We start from the raw sequence: 20328 nt of genomic DNA, 5'->3' as shown, positions 1-20328 counted from the left end.
AAAAAAAGCCAGAGAAATGTTTCTCTGGCGACGTAAGGCTACTCTAGTCCTATTTATGTGGGCATAACAGCGCCCAAGCGAGGGCTAACTGGTTTGATCAGTGGCTTGCGCGCCATCACGCGCTGTTTCCGGTTCGCCTGCCCAGTTTTTATGCTTGGTTGTTTTACCGATGCCGGGGTTCATGCTGTTTGTTGGGTCGTTAGCGCGATAAAACTGTTTTAATGCCTCCGGCGCTTCGTAAATGTGACCCACATTATGTTCCGCCGGATACTGCGCCCCGCGCGCCTGCAGCAGCTCCAGCATCTGCGCCTTCAGGGCGTGGGCATCAACCCCTTTTTTAACGATGTAATCCTGATGGAAGACGTAGCACATAAAGTGGCCGTAATAGAGCTTATGCACCAGCTGGCTGTCGATCTCCGGCGGCAACTGCTCGAACCATTCGGTATCGTTACGGCGCAGGGCGATATCCAGAGCCAGAATATCCTCCACCTCGTCGGCGTGAACCGCCTGATAGCGGATCGCGGCCCCGGCGGCGGCAAAGCGGTGTAAGAAGGCCTTGCTGCCTTCTTCCGGCGTGCAGGCAAAGAAGTCGCCCTCGGCGGTTTTGAAGAACTCCGCCAGCCAGCTCTGCGCTTCGGCAATGCCGTCGCCCGCCATCTTCAGCAGCAGGTGATGCTCGTACTTATCGCGCCAGCTCTTCATGCGCGGCGGCAGATGCGCCGGGAAGGCGTTGCCCAGCTTCTGCATAAAGCGGTCGGTAAAGTTAGGTTTAAACAGCGACACCTTCTCCAGCATCGCATCGGTGCGTCCCTTCATGGTGAAGAAGAAGGGCATCTTGTCGGTGCCGAGCTTGTCGATCATCAGGAAGGTATCTTTGCCGTAGCGCTCGGCAATGTCGTAGATATCCCGGTGCATGTATTCCCCGGCGACCGGCAGATGGGTGAACTCCCCGAGAATATGGCGGCGGATGGTGGTCAGCACCTCCGGCTGGTTGGTGCCGATATAGAACACCTGCTGGCGTTTCTCAGCCGGGAAGGTGTCCAGGCGCACGGCGAAGACCGCCAGCTTGCCGGCACAGCCGGAGGATTCAAACAGACGATCCGGGTCGGCGTTGTAGCGCGCCGGGGTGTCGGCATCAATCTCGCGCACCCGGGTGATGTAGTCATGATCGTGGGCGTGACGTCCGTCGTGCAGCACGTCGCTCTCTTTCACGCGGTCGTCATCCAGCTTGCTGAGGATCTGCTCCGGCGTCACCCCCAGGTCGATGCCCAGATGGTTCACCAGCGTCAGCTTGCCCTGTTCGTCAATGCGGGCGAAGAGCGACATTTCGGTATAGGCCGGGCCGCGCTGCACCAGCGAGCCGCCGGAGTTATTGCAGATCCCGCCGATCACCGAGGCGCCAATACAGGAGGAGCCAATCACCGAGTGCGGCTCGCGGCCCAGCGGCTTCAGCGCCTTCTCCAGCGAATAGAGCGTGGTGCCCGGATAAGCCAGCACCTGCTCGCCCTTATCCAGCAGATGCAGCTTGTCGAGGCGCAGGGTGCTGATAATCACAATGTCGCGATCGTAATCGTTGCCGTTCGGCGTAGAGCCTTCGGTCAGGCCGGTGTTGGCCGCCTGCATCAGAATAATTTTGTCAGCCTCGACGCAGGCGCTGAGCACCCGCCACAGTTCCAGCAGCGTGCCCGGGAACACCACCGCCAGCGCGTCCCCTTGTCCGGAGCGAAAGCCCTTGCGGTAGCGGGCGGTTTTCGCGGCGTCGGTAAGCAGGTGCGCATGACCTACCAGACGTGCCAGGTCGTTTATAAAGTTGGTGTTATCGTGCAGTCGTTCAGAAGACATCGTCCACCCCTTGTGGTTATTCAAATGCGTCGTCGAAAATCATAGCGCGATTAATGTTTATGCGAACGACTATTCGCCAGAAAAATCAGAGAATAAACCCTGCAACGTTAACAGGGTTTATGGCACACTGCGCTTTTCGTACGGTCTGGCCGCGACTATCCGGCGGTTATTGATGAGAGAGTAAACGAGATGAAATGGCTTTGTTCTGTAGGGGTAGCTGTAAGTCTGGCGCTGCAACCCGCGCTGGCTGACGACCTGTTTGGCAATCATCCGCTAACGCCGGAAGCCCGGGACGCCTTTGTGACCGATCTGCTCACAAAGATGTCGGTAGACGAGAAAATCGGCCAGCTGCGCCTGATCAGCGTCGGACCGGATAATCCAAAAGAAGCCATTCGCGAGATGATCAAAAACGGGCAGGTAGGGGCGATCTTCAACACCGTCACCCGCCAGGATATCCGCAAAATGCAGGATCAGGTGATGGAACTTAGCCACCTGAAAATCCCGTTATTCTTCGCCTATGACGTGGTCCACGGCCAGCGTACCGTCTTCCCGATCAGCCTGGGCCTGGCCTCCTCCTTTAACCTCGAGGCGGTGAAAACCGTCGGCCGCGTGTCGGCCTACGAGGCGGCGGACGATGGCCTGAACATGACCTGGGCGCCAATGGTGGACGTCTCCCGCGATCCGCGCTGGGGCCGCGCCTCGGAAGGGTTCGGGGAAGACACTTACCTGACCGCGACGATGGGTAAAACCATGGTGGAAGCGATGCAGGGCAAAAGCCCGGCGGATCGCTACTCGGTCATGACCAGCGTCAAACACTTCGCCGCCTATGGCGCCGTCGAAGGCGGAAAAGAGTACAACACCGTCGACATGAGCCCGCAGCGCCTGTTCAACGACTATATGCCGCCGTACAAAGCCGGTCTTGATGCCGGAAGCGGCGCGGTGATGGTGGCGCTGAACTCCCTGAACGGCACCCCGGCGACCTCCGACAGCTGGCTGCTGAAAGATATCCTGCGCGATAAGTGGGGCTTTAAGGGCATCACCGTCTCCGATCACGGGGCGATCAAAGAGCTTATCAAGCACGGCACCGCCGCCGATCCGGAAGATGCGGTGCGCGTGGCGCTGAAGTCCGGCATCAACATGAGCATGAGCGACGAGTATTACAGCAAGTACCTGCCGGGTCTGGTGAAGAGCGGTAAGGTCACTATGGCGGAGCTGGACGACGCCACGCGCCATGTTCTGAACGTCAAATATGACATGGGGCTGTTTAACGATCCGTACAGCCACCTGGGGCCGAAAGAGTCCGATCCGGTGGATACCAACGCCGAAAGCCGATTGCACCGCAAAGAGGCGCGTGAGGTCGCGCGTGAAAGCCTGGTGCTGCTGAAAAACCGTCTCGACACGCTGCCGCTGGCGAAATCCGGCACCGTGGCAGTGGTCGGCCCGCTGGCCGACAGCAAGCGCGACGTGATGGGCAGCTGGTCTGCCGCAGGCGTGGCGGATCAGTCCGTTACCGTGCTGACCGGCATCAAAGACGCGTTGGGTGACAAGGGCAAAGTGATTTACGCCAAAGGGGCCAACGTCACCAGCGATAACGACATCGTCACCTTCCTCAACCAGTATGAAGAGGCGGTGAAGGTCGATCCGCGCTCCGCCCAGGAGATGATTGACGAGGCGGTTAACGCCGCGAAGCAGTCTGATGTGGTGGTGGCCGTGGTGGGTGAAGCCCAGGGGATGGCCCATGAAGCGTCGAGCCGGACCGATATCACCCTGCCGCAGAGCCAGCGCGATCTGATCGCCGCCCTGAAAGCCACCGGTAAGCCGCTGGTGCTGGTGCTGATGAACGGCCGTCCGCTGGCGCTGGTGAAAGAAGATCAGCAGGCAGACGCGATTCTGGAAACCTGGTTCGCCGGTACCGAGGGCGGTAACGCCATTGCCGACGTGCTGTTTGGTGACTACAACCCGTCGGGCAAACTGCCGATGTCCTTCCCGCGCTCCGTCGGGCAGATCCCGGTGTACTACAGCCACCTGAACACCGGTCGTCCGTACAACGCCGACAAACCGAACAAGTACACCTCGCGCTACTTCGACGAAGCCAACGGTCCGCTTTATCCGTTTGGTTACGGCCTGAGTTACACCACCTTCAACGTTTCTGAGGTGAAAATGTCTGTGCCGACCATGAAGGCGGACGGCACGGTGACCGCCAGCGTCGAGGTTACCAACACCGGTAAACGCGAAGGGGAGACGGTTGTCCAGATGTACGTTCAGGATGTGACCGCCTCCATGAGCCGTCCGGTGAAACAGCTGCGTGGCTTCGAGAAGGTGAACCTGAAACCGGGCGAAACCAAAACCATCAGCTTCCCGATTGACGTGGATGCGCTGAAGTTCTGGAACCAGCAGATGAAATACGACGCTGAGCCAGGCAAATTCAACGTCTTTATCGGGACGGATTCAGCCCGCGTGAATAAGGGCGAGTTCGAGCTGCTGTAAAATCGCCGGGCAATAGCTAAACCAGGCCGCCATACACAATTTGTGAATGGCGCGCTAAAACCCTGGTTATCGACTACGCTTTTCTCTCAAGCGTCTGAAAAAGGCGGCAAAATCATGAGGAAAGCGGAATGACTATCTTTAAGGGGATTGTTGGTTCAACGGCGCTGCTGGCGGCGTTGAGCCTGCCATTACAGGCGGCGGAGCCGGTTAAGGTCGGGTCGAAAATTGATACGGAAGGCGCGCTGCTGGGCAACATCATTTTGCAGGTGCTGGAGAGTCACGGCGTTAAAACCGTCAATAAAGTGCAGCTGGGCACCACCCCGGTGGTACGCGGGGCCATCACCTCGGGCGAGCTGGATATCTACCCGGAATACACCGGCAACGGGGCCTTCTTCTTCAAAGATGAAAATGACCCGGCGTGGAAAAACGCGAAGAACGGCTACGAGAAAGTCAAAAAACTCGATGCCGAGCAGAACAAGCTGATCTGGCTGACTCCGGCCCCGGCCAACAACACCTGGACCATCGCGGTTCGCAAGGATGTGGCGGAGAAAGGCAAGCTCACCTCTCTTGAGGATCTCAGCCGCTACCTGAAAGAGAAGGGCGATTTCAAACTCGCAGCCTCAGCCGAATTTATCGAGCGCCCGGACGCTCTCCCTGCCTTTGAAAAAGCCTACGACTTCAAGCTCGATCAGAGCCAGCTTCTCTCCCTGGCGGGGGGCGATACGGCGGTGACCATTAAAGCGGCGGCCCAGCAAACTTCGGGCGTCAACGCGGCGATGGCCTACGGCACCGACGGCCCGGTCGCGGCACTGGGCCTGCAAACCCTCACCGATCCGAAAGGCGTTCAGCCTATTTACGCCCCGACACCGGTCGTGCGCGAGGCGGTGCTGAAGGCATACCCGGAGCTGGACGCCTGGCTGAAGCCGGTATTTGAAACGCTGGATGAAAAAACGCTGCAGCAGCTCAATGCCAGCATTGCAGTGGAAGGGCTGGATGCCAAAAAAGTGGCGGCAGATTACCTGAAGCAAAAAGGGCTGGTGAAATAACCTGCCGCAGGACTGCGCTGTGCCGATAAAATGTCATAACCGCGTGCTGCTGCTGATGGCGCTTATTGCCCTTGCAGCAGCCGCGTTACCCTTTGTGAATTTTGCCCCGAACCGGCTGGTGTCCGGGGAAGGGCGCGCCGTCTGGCAGGTCTGGACGTTTTCCCCTGCGCTGCTGCTCATCCCGTTCTGCCTGTTGCTGGGGCTGACGCTGGTTCGCGGGCGCTGGGCTTTAGCGTCGACGCTGGTGGTCTGCGAACTGCTGTTTGCCGGGCTGGTCTGGAGCGCGGGGCTTGCCGCCTCGCATCTTGCCAGCAGCGAGAGCCCGCTGGCGCGTACCGCCGTGGGCAGCGGCCTGTGGCTCTGGATGGCGCTTTGCCTGCTGGCCTGTAGCGATGCCATTCGCAGGCTCAGCCCGCAGCCACTCTGGCGCTGGCTGCTGCAGGCGCAAATCTGGATCCTGCCCTTGCTGCTGCTGTTCAGCGGCGAACTCAACGCCCTCTCGCTGATGAAAGAGTACGCCAACCGACAGGATGTCTTTAACGATGCCGGGCAGCAGCATCTCACCCTGCTGCTGGGTACTCTGGTTCCGGCGCTGCTGATTGGCGTGCCGCTGGGGCTCCTCTGTTATCGCCGCCCGGCCTCTCAGGGGCCGGTATTCGCGGTGCTGAACGTCATTCAGACTGTTCCCTCCGTGGCGCTGTTCGGCCTGCTGATTGCTCCGCTCGCCGGGCTGACCCGCGCCTGGCCGTGGCTTTCGTCGCTGGGTATTGCCGGGACCGGCATGACCCCAGCGCTGATCGCCCTGGTGCTTTATGCCCTGCTGCCGCTGGCGCGCGGGGTGCTGGCGGGGCTCAGCCAGGTGCCTGCCGAGGTGCTGGAGAGCGCCGACGCCATGGGGATGAACAGCCGCCAGCGCTTCTGGCAGATCCAGCTCCCGCTGGCGCTGCCGGTGCTGCTGCGCGGACTGAGGGTGGTGGCGGTACAAACCGTCGGGATGGCGGTGATCGCGGCGTTAATCGGCGCCGGAGGATTCGGGGCGCTGGTGTTCCAGGGGCTGCTGAGCAGCGCCCTGGATCTGGTGCTGCTGGGCGTCATACCCACCATCGTGCTGGCGGTGGTTGTGGATGCGCTGTTTGCGCTGTGGATAGCCCTGCTGCGAAGGAGAACCAATGATTGAATTTCATGATGTAAGTAAAACCTTTGCCGGGGAGCCCGCGGTCAGCAATCTGGATCTGACCTTTGCCGAAGGCGCTTTTTCGGTGCTGGTGGGCACCTCGGGCTCGGGTAAATCGACCACCCTGAAGATGATCAACCGGCTGGTGGAGCACGACAGCGGCCTGATCCGCTTTGCCGGGCAGGAGATCCGTAGCCTGCCGGTGCTGGAGCTGCGTCGCCGGATGGGGTACGCCATTCAGTCCATCGGCCTGTTTCCGCACTGGACCGTGGCGCGCAACATCGCCACCGTGCCGCAGCTGCAAAAGTGGTCGCGGCAAAAAATTGACGATCGGGTGGATGAGCTGATGGCGCTGCTGGGGCTGGAGCCGGGGCTGCGCGAGCGCTTCCCGCACCAGCTCTCTGGCGGGCAGCAGCAGAGGGTTGGGGTGGCGCGAGCGCTGGCCGCTAATCCGGAAGTGCTGCTGATGGATGAACCCTTTGGCGCGCTCGACCCGGTGACCCGCAGCGCGCTGCAGCTGGAGATGACCCGTATTCACCGCATCCTGGGCCGCACCATCGTTCTGGTGACCCACGATATCGACGAGGCGCTGCGCCTGGCGGATCACCTGGTGCTGATGGACAGCGGCAGGGTGGTGCAGCAGGGCACGCCGCTGGAGCTGCTTACCCGCCCCGCGAACAGCTTCGTGCGCGAGTTTTTTGGCCGCAGCGAGCTGGGCGTACGCCTGCTGTCGCTGCGCACGGTGGGCGAATCGATGCGCCCGGACATCACTCCAGGCGAAAGCCCGCTGCGGGCCTCCATGAGCCTGCGCGATGCGCTCTCGGCGTTTGTCAGCCAGGGATGCGAAAGCCTGCCGGTGGTGGACGAAGAGGAAAGAGCGTGCGGCACGTTGTACTTTCGCGATCTGCTGATCCGGGAGGCAACATGAGGTGGCTACGCGATCCGCTCCTGTGGCTGGTGGCGCTGTTTGTCGCACTCCTGCTGCTGATGCCCTACAGCGCGCCGCTCTTCAGCACGCTGTTCCCGGAGCTGCCGCGTCCGGTCTATCAGCAGGAGAGCTTCGTTACCCTGACGCTCGCCCACTTCTGGCTGGTGGGCGCCTCAAGCGTCTTTGCCATCGTGCTGGGGGTTGGGGCCGGAATTGCGGTCACGCGACCGGCAGGGCGCGAGTTTCGCCCGCTGGTGGAGACTATCGCCGCCGTCGGCCAGACCTTTCCGCCGGTGGCGGTGCTGGCGATTGCGGTGCCGGTGATGGGCTTTGGTCAGCAGCCGGCGATAATCGCGCTGATCCTCTATGGCGTCCTGCCGATTTTGCAGGCGACGCTTGCCGGACTGGCGGCGGTACCCGCAGCGGCAATCAGCGTGGCGGAAGGGATGGGGATGAGTGGCTGGCAGCGCCTGCGTAACGTCGAACTGCCGCTTGCCGCGCCGGTGATGCTGGCCGGGATCCGCACCTCGGTGATCGTCAATATTGGCACGGCGGCCATTGCTTCAACGGTGGGGGCGAATACGCTGGGAACGCCGATCATTATCGGCTTAAGCGGCTTTAATACCGCCTATATTATCCAGGGCGCGCTGCTGGTGGCGCTGGCGGCGATTGTGGTGGATCGCGCTTTTGAGCGGCTGGCGAGAAGCCTCAGCCGACACCGCCACGGACAATAAACGAATAACCTGCCAGCATCACGCCACCAATACCGCTGACGGCCATGAGAAAGAACAGGGTGATAACCGCGACTTTGGTTGCCTTCATAATGTGCTCCTGATGTTAACAGGGCGATTATACGGTGAAGCGCGGGTGTTAATGAACCATTAATTGCCTTTCAGCGGGAAGACAGGATACCCGTGCTCCTGCCACTGGGTCAGCTGAAGCTCCTGCGCCGCCGTCGGTGATTCACCGCACCACACCAGCAGCGTCTGCCCGTCGAACAGCTCCGGGCGCAGCTGCACAAGGGAATGGGCCAGCACGTCGACCCGCCAGCCCTGCTGGGCGGCAATCCACGCTTCCAGCCACAGGCGTGTGGTGTCGTGCACGTTCCAGCCAACCACCAGAGCATCCTTGCTGTTCTTCTTTCGCGCTGCCGCCAGACAGATACAGATGTAGTTGATCAGCACCCCGTCCAGCGCGCTCAGCAGCGCCTGCAGCGTGGGCTGTTGCGACTGCAACCGCCTTCGTAACGGAATAAAGAGTTGGGTGATTAAGGTTTGCGCAGGGTATTCGCTGCCTCGCTCCTTGATCCACACGCGCAGGCGATGCAGATGGCCGGACTGCAGATAACGCAGCAGCACCTCCTGCTGTTCGCGCCAGATGTCCAGTTCGTCCTGACCTTCCGGGCTCAACAACGTTTTGACCTTCCCGACCTGCACGCCGTTATCGATCCAGCCTTTGATCTCGCGGATCCGGTCGATATCCGCATCCGTAAACAGCCGGTGTCCGCCGTCGGTTCGCTGTGGTTTAAGCAACCCGTAACGACGCTGCCATGCGCGTAACGTCACTGGATTGATATCACACAGGAGTGCCACTTCCCCTATCGTGTAGAGCGCCATGTTATCCCCCGGCTTGCACATACCCAGATTAACTGTAGACGCAGAATGCTGAACCAGGAAGGATTGCTCTTTTTTGCACAAATAATGCGAATATCAGATTATGTTCGGCAAAAGGTGTGATGGGTGGCACGAAAACACATTTTCATGCTTTTACTGCAAAGAAAGTTAATGCGCTTCGGTGTATGTTACGCGCTTTTAGAATTTCCGGTTTGTGGGCATGTACGAATTTAATCTGGTGTTGCTGCTGCTTCAGCAGATGTGTGTGTTTCTGGTCATCGCGTGGCTGATGAGTAAAACACGCCTGTTCATCCCCCTGATGCAGGTCACCGTCCGTCTGCCGCACAAGCTGCTCTGCTACGTTACCTTCTCCATCTTCTGCATTCTCGGCACCTATCTGGGCCTGCACATTGAAGACTCCATTGCCAACACCCGTGCCATTGGCGCGGTGATGGGCGGCCTGCTCGGCGGCCCGGTGGTCGGCGGGCTGGTGGGGCTGACCGGGGGGTTACATCGCTACTCGATGGGCGGAATGACGGCCCTGAGCTGTATGATTTCGACCATTGTCGAAGGGCTGCTTGGCGGCCTGGTTCACAGCGTGATGATCCGCCGCGGTCGCCCGGATAAGGTCTTTAGCCCCCTCACCGCAGGGGCTATCACCCTGGTGGCCGAGCTGGTGCAGATGCTGATCATTTTGCTGATCGCCCGCCCGTTCGAGGATGCCCTGCATCTGGTGGGCAGCATTGCCGCGCCGATGATGGTCACTAACACGGTCGGCGCCGCGCTGTTCATGCGCATTCTGCTCGATAAGCGGGCGATGTTTGAGAAGTATACCTCGGCGTTTTCAGCGACGGCGCTGAAGGTCGCGGCCTCGACGGAGGGGATCCTTCGCCAGGGCTTTAACGAAGAGAACAGCATGAAGGTGGCGCAGGTCCTGCACCAGGAGCTGGATATCAGCGCGGTCGCCATCACCGATCGCGAAAAGCTGCTGGCCTTTACCGGCACCGGGGACGATCACCACCTGCCGGGCAGACCGATTTCGTCCGCATATACGCTTCGTGCAATTGAGACCGGTGAGGTAGTCTACGCCGACGGTAACGAAGTGCCGTACCGCTGCTCCCTGCATCCACAGTGCAAGCTGGGTTCGACGCTGGTGATCCCGCTGCGCGGCGAAAATCAGCGGGTGATGGGCACCATCAAGCTCTACGAGGCGAAAAATCGCCTGTTCAGCTCCATCAACCGTACCCTGGGGGAGGGGATCGCCCAGCTGCTCTCGGCGCAGATCCTGGCCGGACAGTATGAGCGCCAGAAGGCGCTGCTCACCCAGTCGGAGATCAAGCTGTTGCACGCGCAGGTGAACCCGCATTTTCTGTTTAACGCCCTCAATACCCTGAAGGCGGTGATCCGCCGGGACAGCGAGCAGGCGACGCAGCTGGTGCAGTTTCTCTCGACCTTTTTCCGCAAGAACCTGAAGCGGCCTTCGGAAATCGTCACCCTTGCGGATGAAATTGAGCATGTGAACGCTTATTTGCAAATTGAGCAGGCCCGGTTCCAGTCGCGCCTGCAGGTTACATTGTCGGTGCCGGATGAACTGGCCTGGCAGCAGCTGCCGGCCTTCACCCTGCAGCCGATCGTTGAGAATGCGATTAAGCATGGCACCTCCCAGCTGTTGGGTATCGGGGAGATTGCCATCACCGCCAGCCGCTTTAATCGCTATCTGGTGCTGGATATTGAAGACAATGCCGGGCTCTACGCTACGGCAAAAGAGGGGGGCGGCCTGGGAATGGGGCTGGTGGATAAACGCCTGCGCGCCCATTTCGGTGAGGATTGCGGCATTACCGTCACCTGCGAGCCCGACAGCTTTACCCGCATAACCTTAAGACTGCCCCTGGAGGAACACGCATGTTGAATGTGCTGATTGTCGATGATGAGCCTTTAGCGCGAGAAAATCTGCGGTTTTTGCTGCAGGAGCACAGCGATATTGAGATTGTCGGCGAGTGCGCCAACGCCATCGAAGCGATTGGCGCGGTGCATAAGCTGCGCCCCGACGTGCTGTTTCTGGATATCCAGATGCCGCGCATCAGCGGCCTGGAGATGGTGGGCATGCTCGACCCGGAGCATCGCCCCTATATTGTGTTTCTCACCGCCTTTGATGAGTACGCGGTTAAGGCGTTCGAAGAGCACGCCTTCGACTATCTGCTGAAACCCATCGAAGAGCCGCGGCTGGAGAAAACGCTCAATCGCCTGCGCCAGGAGCGCAGCGTGCAGGATGTGTCCCTGCTGGCGGAACACCAGCAGCCGCTGAAGTTTATTCCCTGCACCGGCCACAGCCGGATCTGGCTGCTGCAGATGGAGGATGTGGCGTTTGTCAGCAGCCGGATGAGCGGGGTGTATGTGACCAGCCATGAAGGCAAAGAGGGCTTTACGGAACTGACGCTGCGCACCCTGGAGAGCCGTACCCCGCTGCTGCGCTGCCATCGCCAGTACCTGGTGAACATGGCGCATCTGAAAGAGATCCGCCTTGAGGAGAACGGACAGGCGGAACTGGTCCTGCGCGCCGGGCAGACGGTGCCGGTCAGCCGTCGCTACCTGAAGAGTTTGAAAGAGGCGATAGGGCTGTAAAACTGCTACACTGCGCGCCATTGCATCATCGACACTCGAAGGCTCTATGCTCAGTAATGATATTCTTCGTAGCCTGCGCTACACCCTGAAAGCCAATAACAACGACATGGTGCGCATTCTTGCGCTTGCCGACATGGAATCCACCTCGGTCGGGTTCGACACCTGGATGACCAAAGAGGAGGAGGACGGTTTTGTTCGCTGCCCTGACATCATCCTTTCCGGCTTTTTGAACGGCCTGATTTACGACAAGCGCGGCAAAGATGAATCTGCGCCGGAACTGACGCTGGAGCGTCGGGTGAACAACAACACGGTGCTGAAAAAGCTGCGTATCGCCTTCTCGCTGAAGACCGACGACATTCTGGCGATTATGACCGAGCAGAAATACCGCGTCTCGATGCCGGAAATTACCGCCATGATGCGTGCCCCGGATCATAAAAATTACCGCGAGTGCGGGGACCAGTTCCTGCGTAATTTCCTGCGCGGCCTGACCCATCGGGTGCATCACCCGAAAGCGTGATTTTTGCCCGGTGGCGCTGGGCTTGCGCGGGCCTGCGGGTTGGTAGGCCGGGTAAGGCAAAGCCGCCACCCGGCAAAAAAGCGATAAAAAAAGCCGGAGATAATCTCCGGCTTTTTCGTTTATTTCACCTGATGACCAGGCAGCGCACCGCTGTCCGGGCTTAACAGGAAGATATCCTTCCCGCCAGGGCCAGCGGCCATCACCATCCCTTCCGAGATACCGAAGCGCATTTTACGCGGCGCGAGGTTGGCGACCATCACCGTGTGGCGACCGATCAACACCTGCGGGTCCGGATAGGCGGAGCGAATGCCGGAGAAGACGTTGCGCTTCTCGCCGCCCAGATCGAGGGTCAGGCGCAGCAGCTTGTCGGAGCCTTCAACAAATTCCGCGTTCTCGATCAGCGCCACGCGCATATCGACTTTAGCGAAATCGTCAAACGTGATGGTCTCCTGAATCGGATCGTCCGCCAGCGGGCCGGTAACCGGTGCGGCAGCGGCTTTCACCTCTTCTTTAGAGGCATCAACCAGGGCTTCAACCTGCTTCATCTCGATACGGTTGTAGAGCGCCTTGAACGCGTTCAGCTTGTGGCCGAGCAGCGGCTGATTAATGCTGTCCCAGCTCAGCTCGGTGTTCAGGAAGGCTTCAGTACGCGCGGCCAGCTGCGGCAGAACCGGCTTCAGATAAGACATCAGCACGCGGAACAGGTTGATACCCATGGAGCAGATCGCCTGCAGGTCGGCATCGCGGCCTTCCTGTTTGGCGACAACCCACGGCGCCTGCTCGTCAACGTAGCGGTTAGCCAGATCTGCCAGCGCCATGATTTCACGCACGGCTTTGCCGAACTCGCGGCTTTCCCAGGCTTCGCCAATCACGGCAGCCGCGTCGGTGAAGGTTTTGTACAGCTCAGGATCCGCCAGCTCAGCCGCCATCACGCCGTCGAAACGCTTGGCGATAAAGCCCGCGTTACGGGAGGCCAGATTCACCACTTTGTTGACGATGTCGGCGTTCACGCGCTGAACGAAATCTTCCAGGTTCAGGTCGATATCGTCGATACGGGAAGAGAGCTTCGCCGCGTAGTAGTAGCGCAGGCTGTCGGCATCGAAGTGGTTCAGCCAGGTGCTGGCTTTGATAAAGGTGCCGCGGGATTTGGACATCTTCGCGCCGTTCACCGTCACATAGCCGTGGACGAACAGGTTGGTTGGCTTGCGGAAACCGCTGCCTTCCAGCATTGCCGGCCAGAACAGGCTGTGGAAGTAAACGATGTCTTTGCCGATGAAGTGATACAGCTCGGCGTCGGAATCTTTCTTCCAGTATTCGTCGAAGCTGGTGGTGTCGCCACGCTTGTCGCACAGGTTCTTGAAGGAGCCCATGTAGCCGATTGGCGCATCCAGCCAGACGTAGAAATATTTGCCCGGTGCGTTCGGGATTTCGAACCCGAAGTACGGCGCATCGCGGGAAATATCCCACTGCTGCAGGCCGGATTCAAACCACTCCTGCATTTTGTTCGCCACCTGCTCCTGCAGCGCGCCGCTGCGGGTCCAGGCCTGCAGCATTTCGCTGAATGACGGCAGGTCGAAGAAGAAGTGTTCGGAGTCACGCATCACAGGCGTTGCGCCGGAAACCACGGATTTCGGCTCAATCAGCTCGGTCGGGCTGTAGGTTGCGCCGCACACTTCGCAGTTGTCGCCATACTGATCCGGTGACTTACATTTCGGGCAGGTGCCCTTCACGAAACGGTCCGGCAGGAACATGCCTTTTTCAGGATCGTAGAGCTGAGAGATGGTGCGGTTTTTGATAAAACCGTTCTCTTTCAGACGGGTGTAGATCAGCTCCGACAGTTCGCGGTTTTCGTCGCTGTGCGTGGAGTGATAGTTGTCATAGCTGATGTCGAAGCCAGCAAAATCGGTCTGATGCTCCTGACTCATTTCAGCAATCATCTGCTCAGGGCTGATACCAAGCTGCTGGGCTTTCAGCATGATTGGCGTGCCGTGTGCGTCGTCTGCACAGATGAAGTTTACCTGATGGCCGCGCATTCGCTGGTAACGGACCCAGACATCAGCCTGGATATGCTCCAGCATGTGGCCGAGGTGGATTGAGCCGTTAGCGTACGGCAGAGCGCACGTCACCAGAATTTTTTTCGCGACTTGAGTCATAGTAAGCATTACTTCTTTGGTAGTGAAAAGGGTTTTGATAGTACCAAAAGGGGCATTATTAAGTAAGCACAAACCATGGCCTTTCAGGTAAACTTGTTCAACAAAGGTCTTATCCACAAAAACAAAAGGAGTCGGGATGAGTTCTCAATCCCAGGCCAAATCACCGGAAGCCTTGCGCGCAATGGTCGCCGGGACGCTGGCTAATTTTCAGCACCCCACCCTGAAGCACAATCTCACCACGCTGAAAGCGTTACATCACGTGGCGTGGCTGGATGACACTCTGCATGTCGAGCTGCATATGCCTTTCGTCTGGAACCATGCGTTCGAGACGCTGAAAGAGCAAACCAGCGCCGAGCTGCTGCGTATCACCGGGGCGAAGGCTATTGACTGGAAATTGACCCATACCATCGCCACGCTGAAACGGGTGAAAAACCATCCGGGCATCAATGGCGTGAAAAATATCATCGCGATCAGCTCCGGCAAGGGCGGGGTAGGGAAGTCCTCTACCGCCGTGAACCTGGCGCTGGCGCTGGCCGCTGAAGGGGCGAAAGTCGGTATTCTCGATGCCGATATCTACGGCCCGTCAATTCCTAACATGCTGGGCGCGGAAAATCAGCGTCCGACCTCGCCGGATGGGACCCATATGGCGCCGATTATGGCGTACGGACTGGCGACTAACTCGATTGGCTATCTGGTCACTGACGATAATGCCATGGTGTGGCGCGGGCCGATGGCCAGCAAAGCGCTGATGCAGATGCTGCAGGAGACGATGTGGCCGGATCTCGATTATCTGGTGCTGGATATGCCGCCGGGCACCGGTGACATTCAGCTGACGCTGGCGCAGAACATCCCGGTTACCGGGGCGGTGGTCGTGACTACGCCACAGGATATCGCGCTGATCGACGCCAAAAAAGGGATCGTGATGTTCGAGAAGGTCGACGTGCCGGTGCTGGGCATCGTTGAAAACATGAGCATGCATATCTGCAGCAACTGCGGTCATCATGAGGCCATCTTCGGTACCGGCGGGGCAGAAAAACTGGCCGCGCAGTATCACACCCAGCTGCTGGGTCAGATGCCGCTGCACATTACGCTGCGTGAAGATCTCGATAGCGGTAAGCCGACCGTGGTCAACCGTCCTGAAAGTGAATTTACGGAGATGTATCGCCAGCTGGCGAATCGCGTTGCCGCCCAGCTTTACTGGCAGGGTGAGGTGATCCCTGCGGATATCTCATTCCGCGCGGTGTAACGCTTTTGCGCGGGTGCTAACACAAAAAACGGTCACCTCAGGTGACCGTTTTGCTTTTACCTCGCCACCCGGCACAACAAACGGTTAACGGTGGTAGAAAATATCGCCGTTATAGGCTTTGTAGATCTTGCCGTCAGTATCGCCCACCAGCACGTAGTTCTCGCCCATATAGGTCCAGTGCGTGCCTGCATCCGGTGCAGGGAGATTACGCAGGTTATATTGCTTGATGGTGTACTCAGGTGTCAGGTACTGCGCCGGGGCGAAATCACCAATCTTGTATTTCGTAAAATCGGCTACAAACTCCTGTTCCTCATAGGCCTGGATGCCAGAGGGCGCCGCTGTGGCTTGTGGGGCAGCAAAGGCTGCACTCGCCAGTGACATCAATACGCCCAGAAGTAGAATTTTACCTTTAGTCATTTTTTCTCCAGATTTACCGTGGCCATTACTCTTGTTTTGCCGTTTCGTGGCTGAGCAACAGAGAGTCTATTTTATGTTTTGCCGTTTGGCTAAGCTGGTAAAAAATGTAACAAATCAACACATCCTTGCCACCAACAGGGCCGAATTAATTATTTGTGGCGCAAATTTTTCATTAAATCGAATTTGTGTAATGTATTATTAATTTTATAAAATCTGAAAGTGACGCTTTAGGGGCATAATAGCCGTTATTGTACTGTATAATTCTTTCCCTGAAATACTTATGATGTGTGTTAGTTAATTTGCGTTTTTTGGTTTTCCTCTTATTTAAAGATAATACCAGACAGTTATCAACATGGTTGGTGCTTTTCTTTTATCGGGTTCTTCTGTAAGTGATTAATTGTAATTGATATTTTATTTTTAATGATGTGGCTAATTTAATGTGAGCTACAAGGAAGTTATATGGCTATTAACGGAATATAATAGAGCATCCATTATTAATGACAATCCCACTCCGCAACAGTGCAGCTTTTATTTGCGCAATATTATTATCGGGCTGCACCCTTATGCCCGGCCAACATATAAATATATCTGGAAAAAATAACGTTGCTGTTAAAGACAACCCGCTTGATTTGGATAAGAAAGTGGACGTCTGGCCTTTGACGCCTTCAGTGATTGAGCAGCTTCGCACCAACCAGGTAAAATCTCAGGCAAATCCGAATCTCGATGAACAGCTAAAACGTTGGGAATACCGGATCGGCCCCGGGGACGTGCTAATGATCACCGTCTGGGATCACCCCGAGCTCACCACGCCTGCCGGTCAGTATCGCAGCGCCAGCGACACCGGCAACTGGGTGGGCGCAGACGGAACGATCTTCTATCCCTACGTCGGCAAACTCCATGTCGCCGGAAAGACCCTCGCCCAGGTGCGCGAAGAGATCACGGCTCGGCTGGACAGAGTCATTGAAAGCCCGCAGGTCGACGTCAGCATTGCGGCGTTTCGTTCACAAAAGGCCTATGTCACCGGCGAAGTGGTGAAATCCGGGCAGCAGCCAATTACCAATATTCCCCTGACCATCATGGATGCGATTAACGCGGCGGGGGGCCTTTCGACGGATGCAGACTGGCGAAACGTGGTGCTGACGCATGACGGCCAGGACACGCGAATTTCGCTGCACGCCCTGATGCAGCACGGCGATCTGACGCAAAACAGATTGCTGTGGCCGGGCGATATCCTGTTTGTACCGCGCAATGACGCCCTGAAAGTTTTTGTGATGGGCGAAGTGGTTAAACAGAGCACCCTGAAGATGGATCGCAGCGGCATGACGCTGGCAGAAGCCCTGGCAAATGCCGGTGGTATGAATCAGGACATGGCTGATGCGAGCGGCATCTTCATCATCCGCTCCACCGGCAAAAACAGTAAGGACGGTAAAATCGCGAACATTTATCAGCTGAATGCCCGCGATGCGTCGGCGATGGTGCTCGGCACTGAGTTTCAGCTCCAGCCCTACGATATCGTCTACGTCACCACAGCCCCTGTCTCACGCTGGAATCGGGTAATTACGCAGCTGGTGCCTACCATCAGCGGCGTGCATGACCTGACCGAAACCGTGCGCTTTATCAGGTCGTGGCCTGAATAATGATCCAGTCAATTCTGGTGGTATGCACGGGAAACATTTGTCGCTCTCCGATTGGCGAGCGGCTTTTGCAACAAAAGTTGCCCACATTTACCATCGCCTCGGCGGGTATCTGCGGTCTGGCCGGACGTCCGGCGGACAGTCATGCGCAGAAAATAGCCAGCACCTATGGAATCTCGCTGGAGGATCACGCTGCGCGTCCACTGACGGCGGTAATGATGCGGGAATACGATCTAATCCTTGCTATGGAATCCGCGCAAATAAACCGTATTTCGCTTATTGCGCCGGAAATGCGTGGCAAAACCCTGCTGTTCGGCCAATGGCTCAGGCAACAGGAGATCCCCGATCCGTACGGTAAAAGCATGGAAGCATTTGAGTATGTTTTTCGCCTGCTTGGCGAAGCAAGTCAGGAATGGGCCAACCGACTTACAGTTAAGGGATTACGTACATGTCGTCGAAAATCGTAAATGCGCAGGCTTATTCTGTTGATAGTCATGAGCTGGATCTGGCGCGGCTTCTGGGAGAATTAATTGATCATCGCGTGTCTGTTTTTATTTGTACGTTACTGTTTGCGCTCAGCGGCGTGCTCTATGCGTTATTTGCATCGCCGGTATATATTGCAGATGCCCTGGTGCAAATTGAAGAGAAGCAGCAGAACAGCCTGCTCAAATCGTTAAATCAGCTATCGCCCACTTTCACTCAGGACTCATCTGCTGAAATTCAGCTGCTGAAATCCCGCATGATCCTTGGCGAAACCGTGGACGCGTTGCGCCTGCGTGATGAGATAACCCCGATCCGCTTCCCTCTGGCAGGAGAGGGCTGGGCGAGGCTGAGCGGCCAGCCAGCCGTCTCCCTGATGCTCGACAGTCTGACGCTCCCCGCCACGCCGGGTAAAGCGATGTCGCTGACTCTCACTGCTGAAAGCAACGGTAAATATCGTCTTGAAGGGGAAGGGATTAACCTGCAGGGGAGCGTCGGGGCGTTGGTGCAACAGGCGGGCGTGACGATTAAGGTTCGTGAGTTGTCGGCACCGCCAGGAACCCGTTTTCGGGTGAGTCAGCGTTCGCAGCTTGAAGCCATCAACGCCCTGAGCCGCCAGTTTACCGTGACGGAGCAGGGGAAAGAGAGTGGGATCCTCACGCTGAGCATGACGGGGTCGAATCCCGACCAGATCGCCAACATTCTGAACCACATTGCCGAGAGCTATCTGAGACAAAACATTGCCCGCCAGGCGGCGCAGGATTCGCAAAGTCTTGATTTTCTGCAGCGCCAGCTGCCGCAGGTGCGCAGCGAACTGGAGCTGGCAGAAGAGCGGCTGAACACCTACCGTAAACAGCGCGACTCGGTGGATTTAACGCTTGAGGCAAAAGCTGTGCTGGAGCAGATCGTTAACGTCGATAATCAGCTCAATGAGTTAACCTTCCGCGAAGCGGAAGTGTCGCAGCACTATAAAAAAGATCACCCGACCTATCGCGCACTGCGCGAGAAGCGTCAGACGTTAGAGCAGGAAAGGGCGCGGCTGAACAAACGGGTCAGTGCGATGCCGTCGACCCAGCAGCAGATCGTACGCCTCAGCCGCGACGTGGATTCTGGTCGCGCCGTCTATCTTCAGCTGCTGACGCGCCAGCAGGAGCTGAACATCTCCCGCTCCAGCGCCATTGGCAACGTGCGTATCATTGACCAGGCGGCCACCCACCCGGTTCCAATAAAGCCGCGTAAGGCGCTTGTTGTCATGCTCATGACAATTTTTGGCGCGTTCCTTTCTGTGGGCCTGGTGCTGGCGAAATCCGCTCTGAGACGGGGGATTAACTCGCCGGAGCAGCTCGAAAGCGAAGGGATTAATGTCTATGCCACCTTACCGCGCTCGGAATGGTTAAACAGTAAAACCCGTTTAGGCGGGAGATATTTCTTCCGCTACTGCTTCAGGCATAAAACCTCAGGCGTGCCCTTTTTGCCCGTCGACCAACCGCTGGATATTTTTGTCGAGGCGGTGCGCGGATTACGCACCAGCCTGCATTTCGCCATGATGGATGCCGGGAACAACATTCTCATGTTCAGCGGCCCGGGCCAGGACTGCGGTAAAACCCTGGTCAGTACGTCGCTGGCGGCGCTGGTGGCACAGGTGGATCAGCGGGTGCTATTCGTTGATGCGGATATGCGCAAAGGCTACGTGCACAACATTCTGGGGCTTAATAATGATAAGGGGTTATCTGACGTCCTGTCAGGCAAAGTGTCCTTCACCCAGGCCGCCCAGACCTTTACCAGCGGCAATTTCGACGTGGTGACCTGCGGTCAGTACCCGCCGAATCCGTCTGAACTGCTGATGCACAGCCGTTTCCGAGAATTTATGGCCTGGGCGAGTGAGCATTACGATATCGTGATTGTCGATACGCCGCCGATCCTGGCGGTGACTGACGCGGCATTAGTGGGGAGTATTGCGGCATCTACGCTGCTGGTCGCCCGCCACAACATCACGACCGTGCGGGAGATGCTGATCAGTCAACGGCGTTTGCAGCAGATGGGGGTGAATATCAAAGGTGCCATTCTGAATGACGTTGTGAAGTCTGCAGCCAACTATTACAGCGAGAGTTACGGCACCTACAGCTACGTCTCGCAACACGACGCAGAGAAAAAATAGGGCTAAGAGCA

17 protein-coding genes are annotated in these 20328 nt (G+C 57.7%); 12 read left to right on the top strand and 5 right to left on the bottom strand.

The window, feature by feature from the left end; translation table 11 throughout:
• Window positions 1-84: 84 nt before the first annotated feature.
• Window positions 85-1842: a D-lactate dehydrogenase gene (gene dld, locus K5I40_RS02635; protein WP_223073759.1), complete on the bottom strand. Its 1758-nt coding sequence runs from the start codon at window positions 1840-1842 to the stop codon at window positions 85-87.
• Window positions 1843-2031: 189 nt separating this feature from the next.
• Here dld and bglX point away from each other — a divergent pair, with 189 nt between their 5' ends.
• The 5 genes from bglX to K5I40_RS02610 all read left to right on the top strand — a co-directional run bounded on the left by bglX (window position 2032) and on the right by K5I40_RS02610 (window position 8211).
• Window positions 2032-4329, top strand: a complete 2298-nt coding sequence (gene bglX / locus K5I40_RS02630; RefSeq protein WP_223073760.1) for a beta-glucosidase BglX — start codon at window positions 2032-2034, stop codon at window positions 4327-4329.
• Window positions 4330-4457: 128 nt separating this feature from the next.
• Window positions 4458-5375 (top strand): ABC transporter substrate-binding protein, encoded by a 918-nt coding sequence (locus tag K5I40_RS02625; protein ID WP_039031081.1) that lies wholly within the window; start codon window positions 4458-4460, stop codon window positions 5373-5375.
• A gap of 19 nt (window positions 5376-5394) precedes the next feature.
• Window positions 5395-6552, top strand: coding sequence for an ABC transporter permease (locus K5I40_RS02620; protein ID WP_309241903.1), 1158 nt, complete (start codon window positions 5395-5397; stop codon window positions 6550-6552).
• Window positions 6545-7477 (top strand): ABC transporter ATP-binding protein, encoded by a 933-nt coding sequence (locus K5I40_RS02615; protein ID WP_138369930.1) that lies wholly within the window; start codon window positions 6545-6547, stop codon window positions 7475-7477. Before K5I40_RS02620 ends, K5I40_RS02615 begins: the two co-directional genes overlap by 8 nt.
• Window positions 7474-8211 carry an ABC transporter permease gene (locus K5I40_RS02610; RefSeq protein WP_039031084.1) on the top strand — a complete coding sequence of 246 codons (738 nt, stop codon included), beginning with the start codon at window positions 7474-7476 and terminating at the stop codon, window positions 8209-8211. The genes K5I40_RS02615 and K5I40_RS02610 overlap by 4 nt, the downstream gene beginning before the upstream one ends.
• On the opposite strand, the gene K5I40_RS02605 is transcribed toward K5I40_RS02610, so the two are convergent.
• Window positions 8186-8299, bottom strand: coding sequence for a protein YohO (locus tag K5I40_RS02605; RefSeq protein WP_072036698.1), 114 nt, complete (start codon window positions 8297-8299; stop codon window positions 8186-8188). The two genes, K5I40_RS02610 and K5I40_RS02605, sit on opposite strands and share 26 nt — an antisense overlap.
• A gap of 59 nt (window positions 8300-8358) precedes the next feature.
• Window positions 8359-9093, bottom strand: coding sequence for an HTH-type transcriptional regulator MlrA (gene mlrA / locus K5I40_RS02600; RefSeq protein ID WP_138369931.1), 735 nt, complete (start codon window positions 9091-9093; stop codon window positions 8359-8361).
• Window positions 9094-9310: 217 nt separating this feature from the next.
• On the opposite strand from mlrA, the gene K5I40_RS02595 reads away from it, so the two are divergent.
• Genes K5I40_RS02595 through K5I40_RS02585 form a run of 3 tightly spaced genes read left to right on the top strand, consistent with a single transcriptional unit; the run spans window position 9311 to window position 12229 of the window.
• Window positions 9311-10999, top strand: coding sequence for a sensor histidine kinase (locus tag K5I40_RS02595; protein WP_039031120.1), 1689 nt, complete (start codon window positions 9311-9313; stop codon window positions 10997-10999).
• Window positions 10993-11712: a two-component system response regulator BtsR gene (gene btsR / locus K5I40_RS02590; RefSeq protein WP_039031086.1), complete on the top strand. Its 720-nt coding sequence runs from the start codon at window positions 10993-10995 to the stop codon at window positions 11710-11712. Before K5I40_RS02595 ends, btsR begins: the two co-directional genes overlap by 7 nt.
• 46 nt (window positions 11713-11758) lie before the next feature.
• A complete protein-coding gene (locus tag K5I40_RS02585; RefSeq protein WP_223073761.1) occupies window positions 11759-12229 on the top strand; it encodes a DUF1456 family protein in 471 nt (156 codons plus the stop codon).
• Window positions 12230-12348: 119 nt separating this feature from the next.
• On the opposite strand, the gene metG is transcribed toward K5I40_RS02585, so the two are convergent.
• Window positions 12349-14382 carry a methionine--tRNA ligase gene (metG, locus tag K5I40_RS02580; protein WP_039031088.1) on the bottom strand — a complete coding sequence of 678 codons (2034 nt, stop codon included), beginning with the start codon at window positions 14380-14382 and terminating at the stop codon, window positions 12349-12351.
• 136 nt (window positions 14383-14518) lie between these two features.
• Between metG and apbC the strand changes: the two genes are divergently transcribed.
• Window positions 14519-15628 (top strand): iron-sulfur cluster carrier protein ApbC, encoded by a 1110-nt coding sequence (apbC, locus tag K5I40_RS02575; protein ID WP_039031089.1) that lies wholly within the window; start codon window positions 14519-14521, stop codon window positions 15626-15628.
• A gap of 84 nt (window positions 15629-15712) precedes the next feature.
• On the opposite strand, the gene K5I40_RS02570 is transcribed toward apbC, so the two are convergent.
• Window positions 15713-16045 carry an RcnB family protein gene (locus tag K5I40_RS02570; RefSeq protein WP_039031090.1) on the bottom strand — a complete coding sequence of 111 codons (333 nt, stop codon included), beginning with the start codon at window positions 16043-16045 and terminating at the stop codon, window positions 15713-15715.
• A gap of 497 nt (window positions 16046-16542) precedes the next feature.
• On the opposite strand from K5I40_RS02570, the gene K5I40_RS02565 reads away from it, so the two are divergent.
• The 3 genes from K5I40_RS02565 to K5I40_RS02555 are packed head-to-tail and all read left to right on the top strand — an operon-like array spanning window position 16543 to window position 20317.
• Entirely contained in the window at window positions 16543-17682 is a 1140-nt protein-coding gene (locus K5I40_RS02565) for a polysaccharide export protein (protein WP_223073762.1), read from the top strand.
• Entirely contained in the window at window positions 17682-18146 is a 465-nt protein-coding gene (locus K5I40_RS02560) for a protein-tyrosine-phosphatase (RefSeq protein WP_039031091.1), read from the top strand. Before K5I40_RS02565 ends, K5I40_RS02560 begins: the two co-directional genes overlap by 1 nt.
• On the top strand, window positions 18128-20317 hold the full coding sequence (locus K5I40_RS02555; RefSeq protein WP_223073763.1) for a polysaccharide biosynthesis tyrosine autokinase: 2190 nt from the start codon (window positions 18128-18130) through the stop codon (window positions 20315-20317). The genes K5I40_RS02560 and K5I40_RS02555 overlap by 19 nt, the downstream gene beginning before the upstream one ends.
• Window positions 20318-20328 lie beyond the last annotated feature (11 nt).

The organism is Leclercia sp. LTM14, assembly GCF_023736175.1.
GTDB classification, from domain to species: domain Bacteria; phylum Pseudomonadota; class Gammaproteobacteria; order Enterobacterales; family Enterobacteriaceae; genus Enterobacter; species Enterobacter barmai.
The sequence above is the reverse complement of the archived record's forward strand: the minus strand, read 5'-3'. Positions and strand labels throughout refer to the sequence as shown.

Bases quoted from the DNA above. Each gene is read 5' to 3' on its own strand.
- dld (WP_223073759.1), bottom strand. From the start codon at position 1,842: ATGTCTTCTGAACGACTGCACGATAACACCAACTTTATAAACGACCTG.
- bglX (WP_223073760.1), top strand. From the start codon at position 2,032: ATGAAATGGCTTTGTTCTGTAGGGGTAGCTGTAAGTCTGGCGCTGCAA.
- K5I40_RS02625 (WP_039031081.1), top strand. From the start codon at position 4,458: ATGACTATCTTTAAGGGGATTGTTGGTTCAACGGCGCTGCTGGCGGCG.
- K5I40_RS02615 (WP_138369930.1), top strand. From the start codon at position 6,545: ATGATTGAATTTCATGATGTAAGTAAAACCTTTGCCGGGGAGCCCGCG.
- K5I40_RS02610 (WP_039031084.1), top strand. From the start codon at position 7,474: ATGAGGTGGCTACGCGATCCGCTCCTGTGGCTGGTGGCGCTGTTTGTC.
- K5I40_RS02605 (WP_072036698.1), bottom strand. From the start codon at position 8,299: ATGAAGGCAACCAAAGTCGCGGTTATCACCCTGTTCTTTCTCATGGCC.
- mlrA (WP_138369931.1), bottom strand. From the start codon at position 9,093: ATGGCGCTCTACACGATAGGGGAAGTGGCACTCCTGTGTGATATCAAT.
- K5I40_RS02595 (WP_039031120.1), top strand. From the start codon at position 9,311: ATGTACGAATTTAATCTGGTGTTGCTGCTGCTTCAGCAGATGTGTGTG.
- btsR (WP_039031086.1), top strand. From the start codon at position 10,993: ATGTTGAATGTGCTGATTGTCGATGATGAGCCTTTAGCGCGAGAAAAT.
- K5I40_RS02585 (WP_223073761.1), top strand. From the start codon at position 11,759: ATGCTCAGTAATGATATTCTTCGTAGCCTGCGCTACACCCTGAAAGCC.
- metG (WP_039031088.1), bottom strand. From the start codon at position 14,382: ATGACTCAAGTCGCGAAAAAAATTCTGGTGACGTGCGCTCTGCCGTAC.
- apbC (WP_039031089.1), top strand. From the start codon at position 14,519: ATGAGTTCTCAATCCCAGGCCAAATCACCGGAAGCCTTGCGCGCAATG.
- K5I40_RS02570 (WP_039031090.1), bottom strand. From the start codon at position 16,045: ATGACTAAAGGTAAAATTCTACTTCTGGGCGTATTGATGTCACTGGCG.
- K5I40_RS02565 (WP_223073762.1), top strand. From the start codon at position 16,543: ATGACAATCCCACTCCGCAACAGTGCAGCTTTTATTTGCGCAATATTA.
- K5I40_RS02560 (WP_039031091.1), top strand. From the start codon at position 17,682: ATGATCCAGTCAATTCTGGTGGTATGCACGGGAAACATTTGTCGCTCT.
- K5I40_RS02555 (WP_223073763.1), top strand. From the start codon at position 18,128: ATGTCGTCGAAAATCGTAAATGCGCAGGCTTATTCTGTTGATAGTCAT.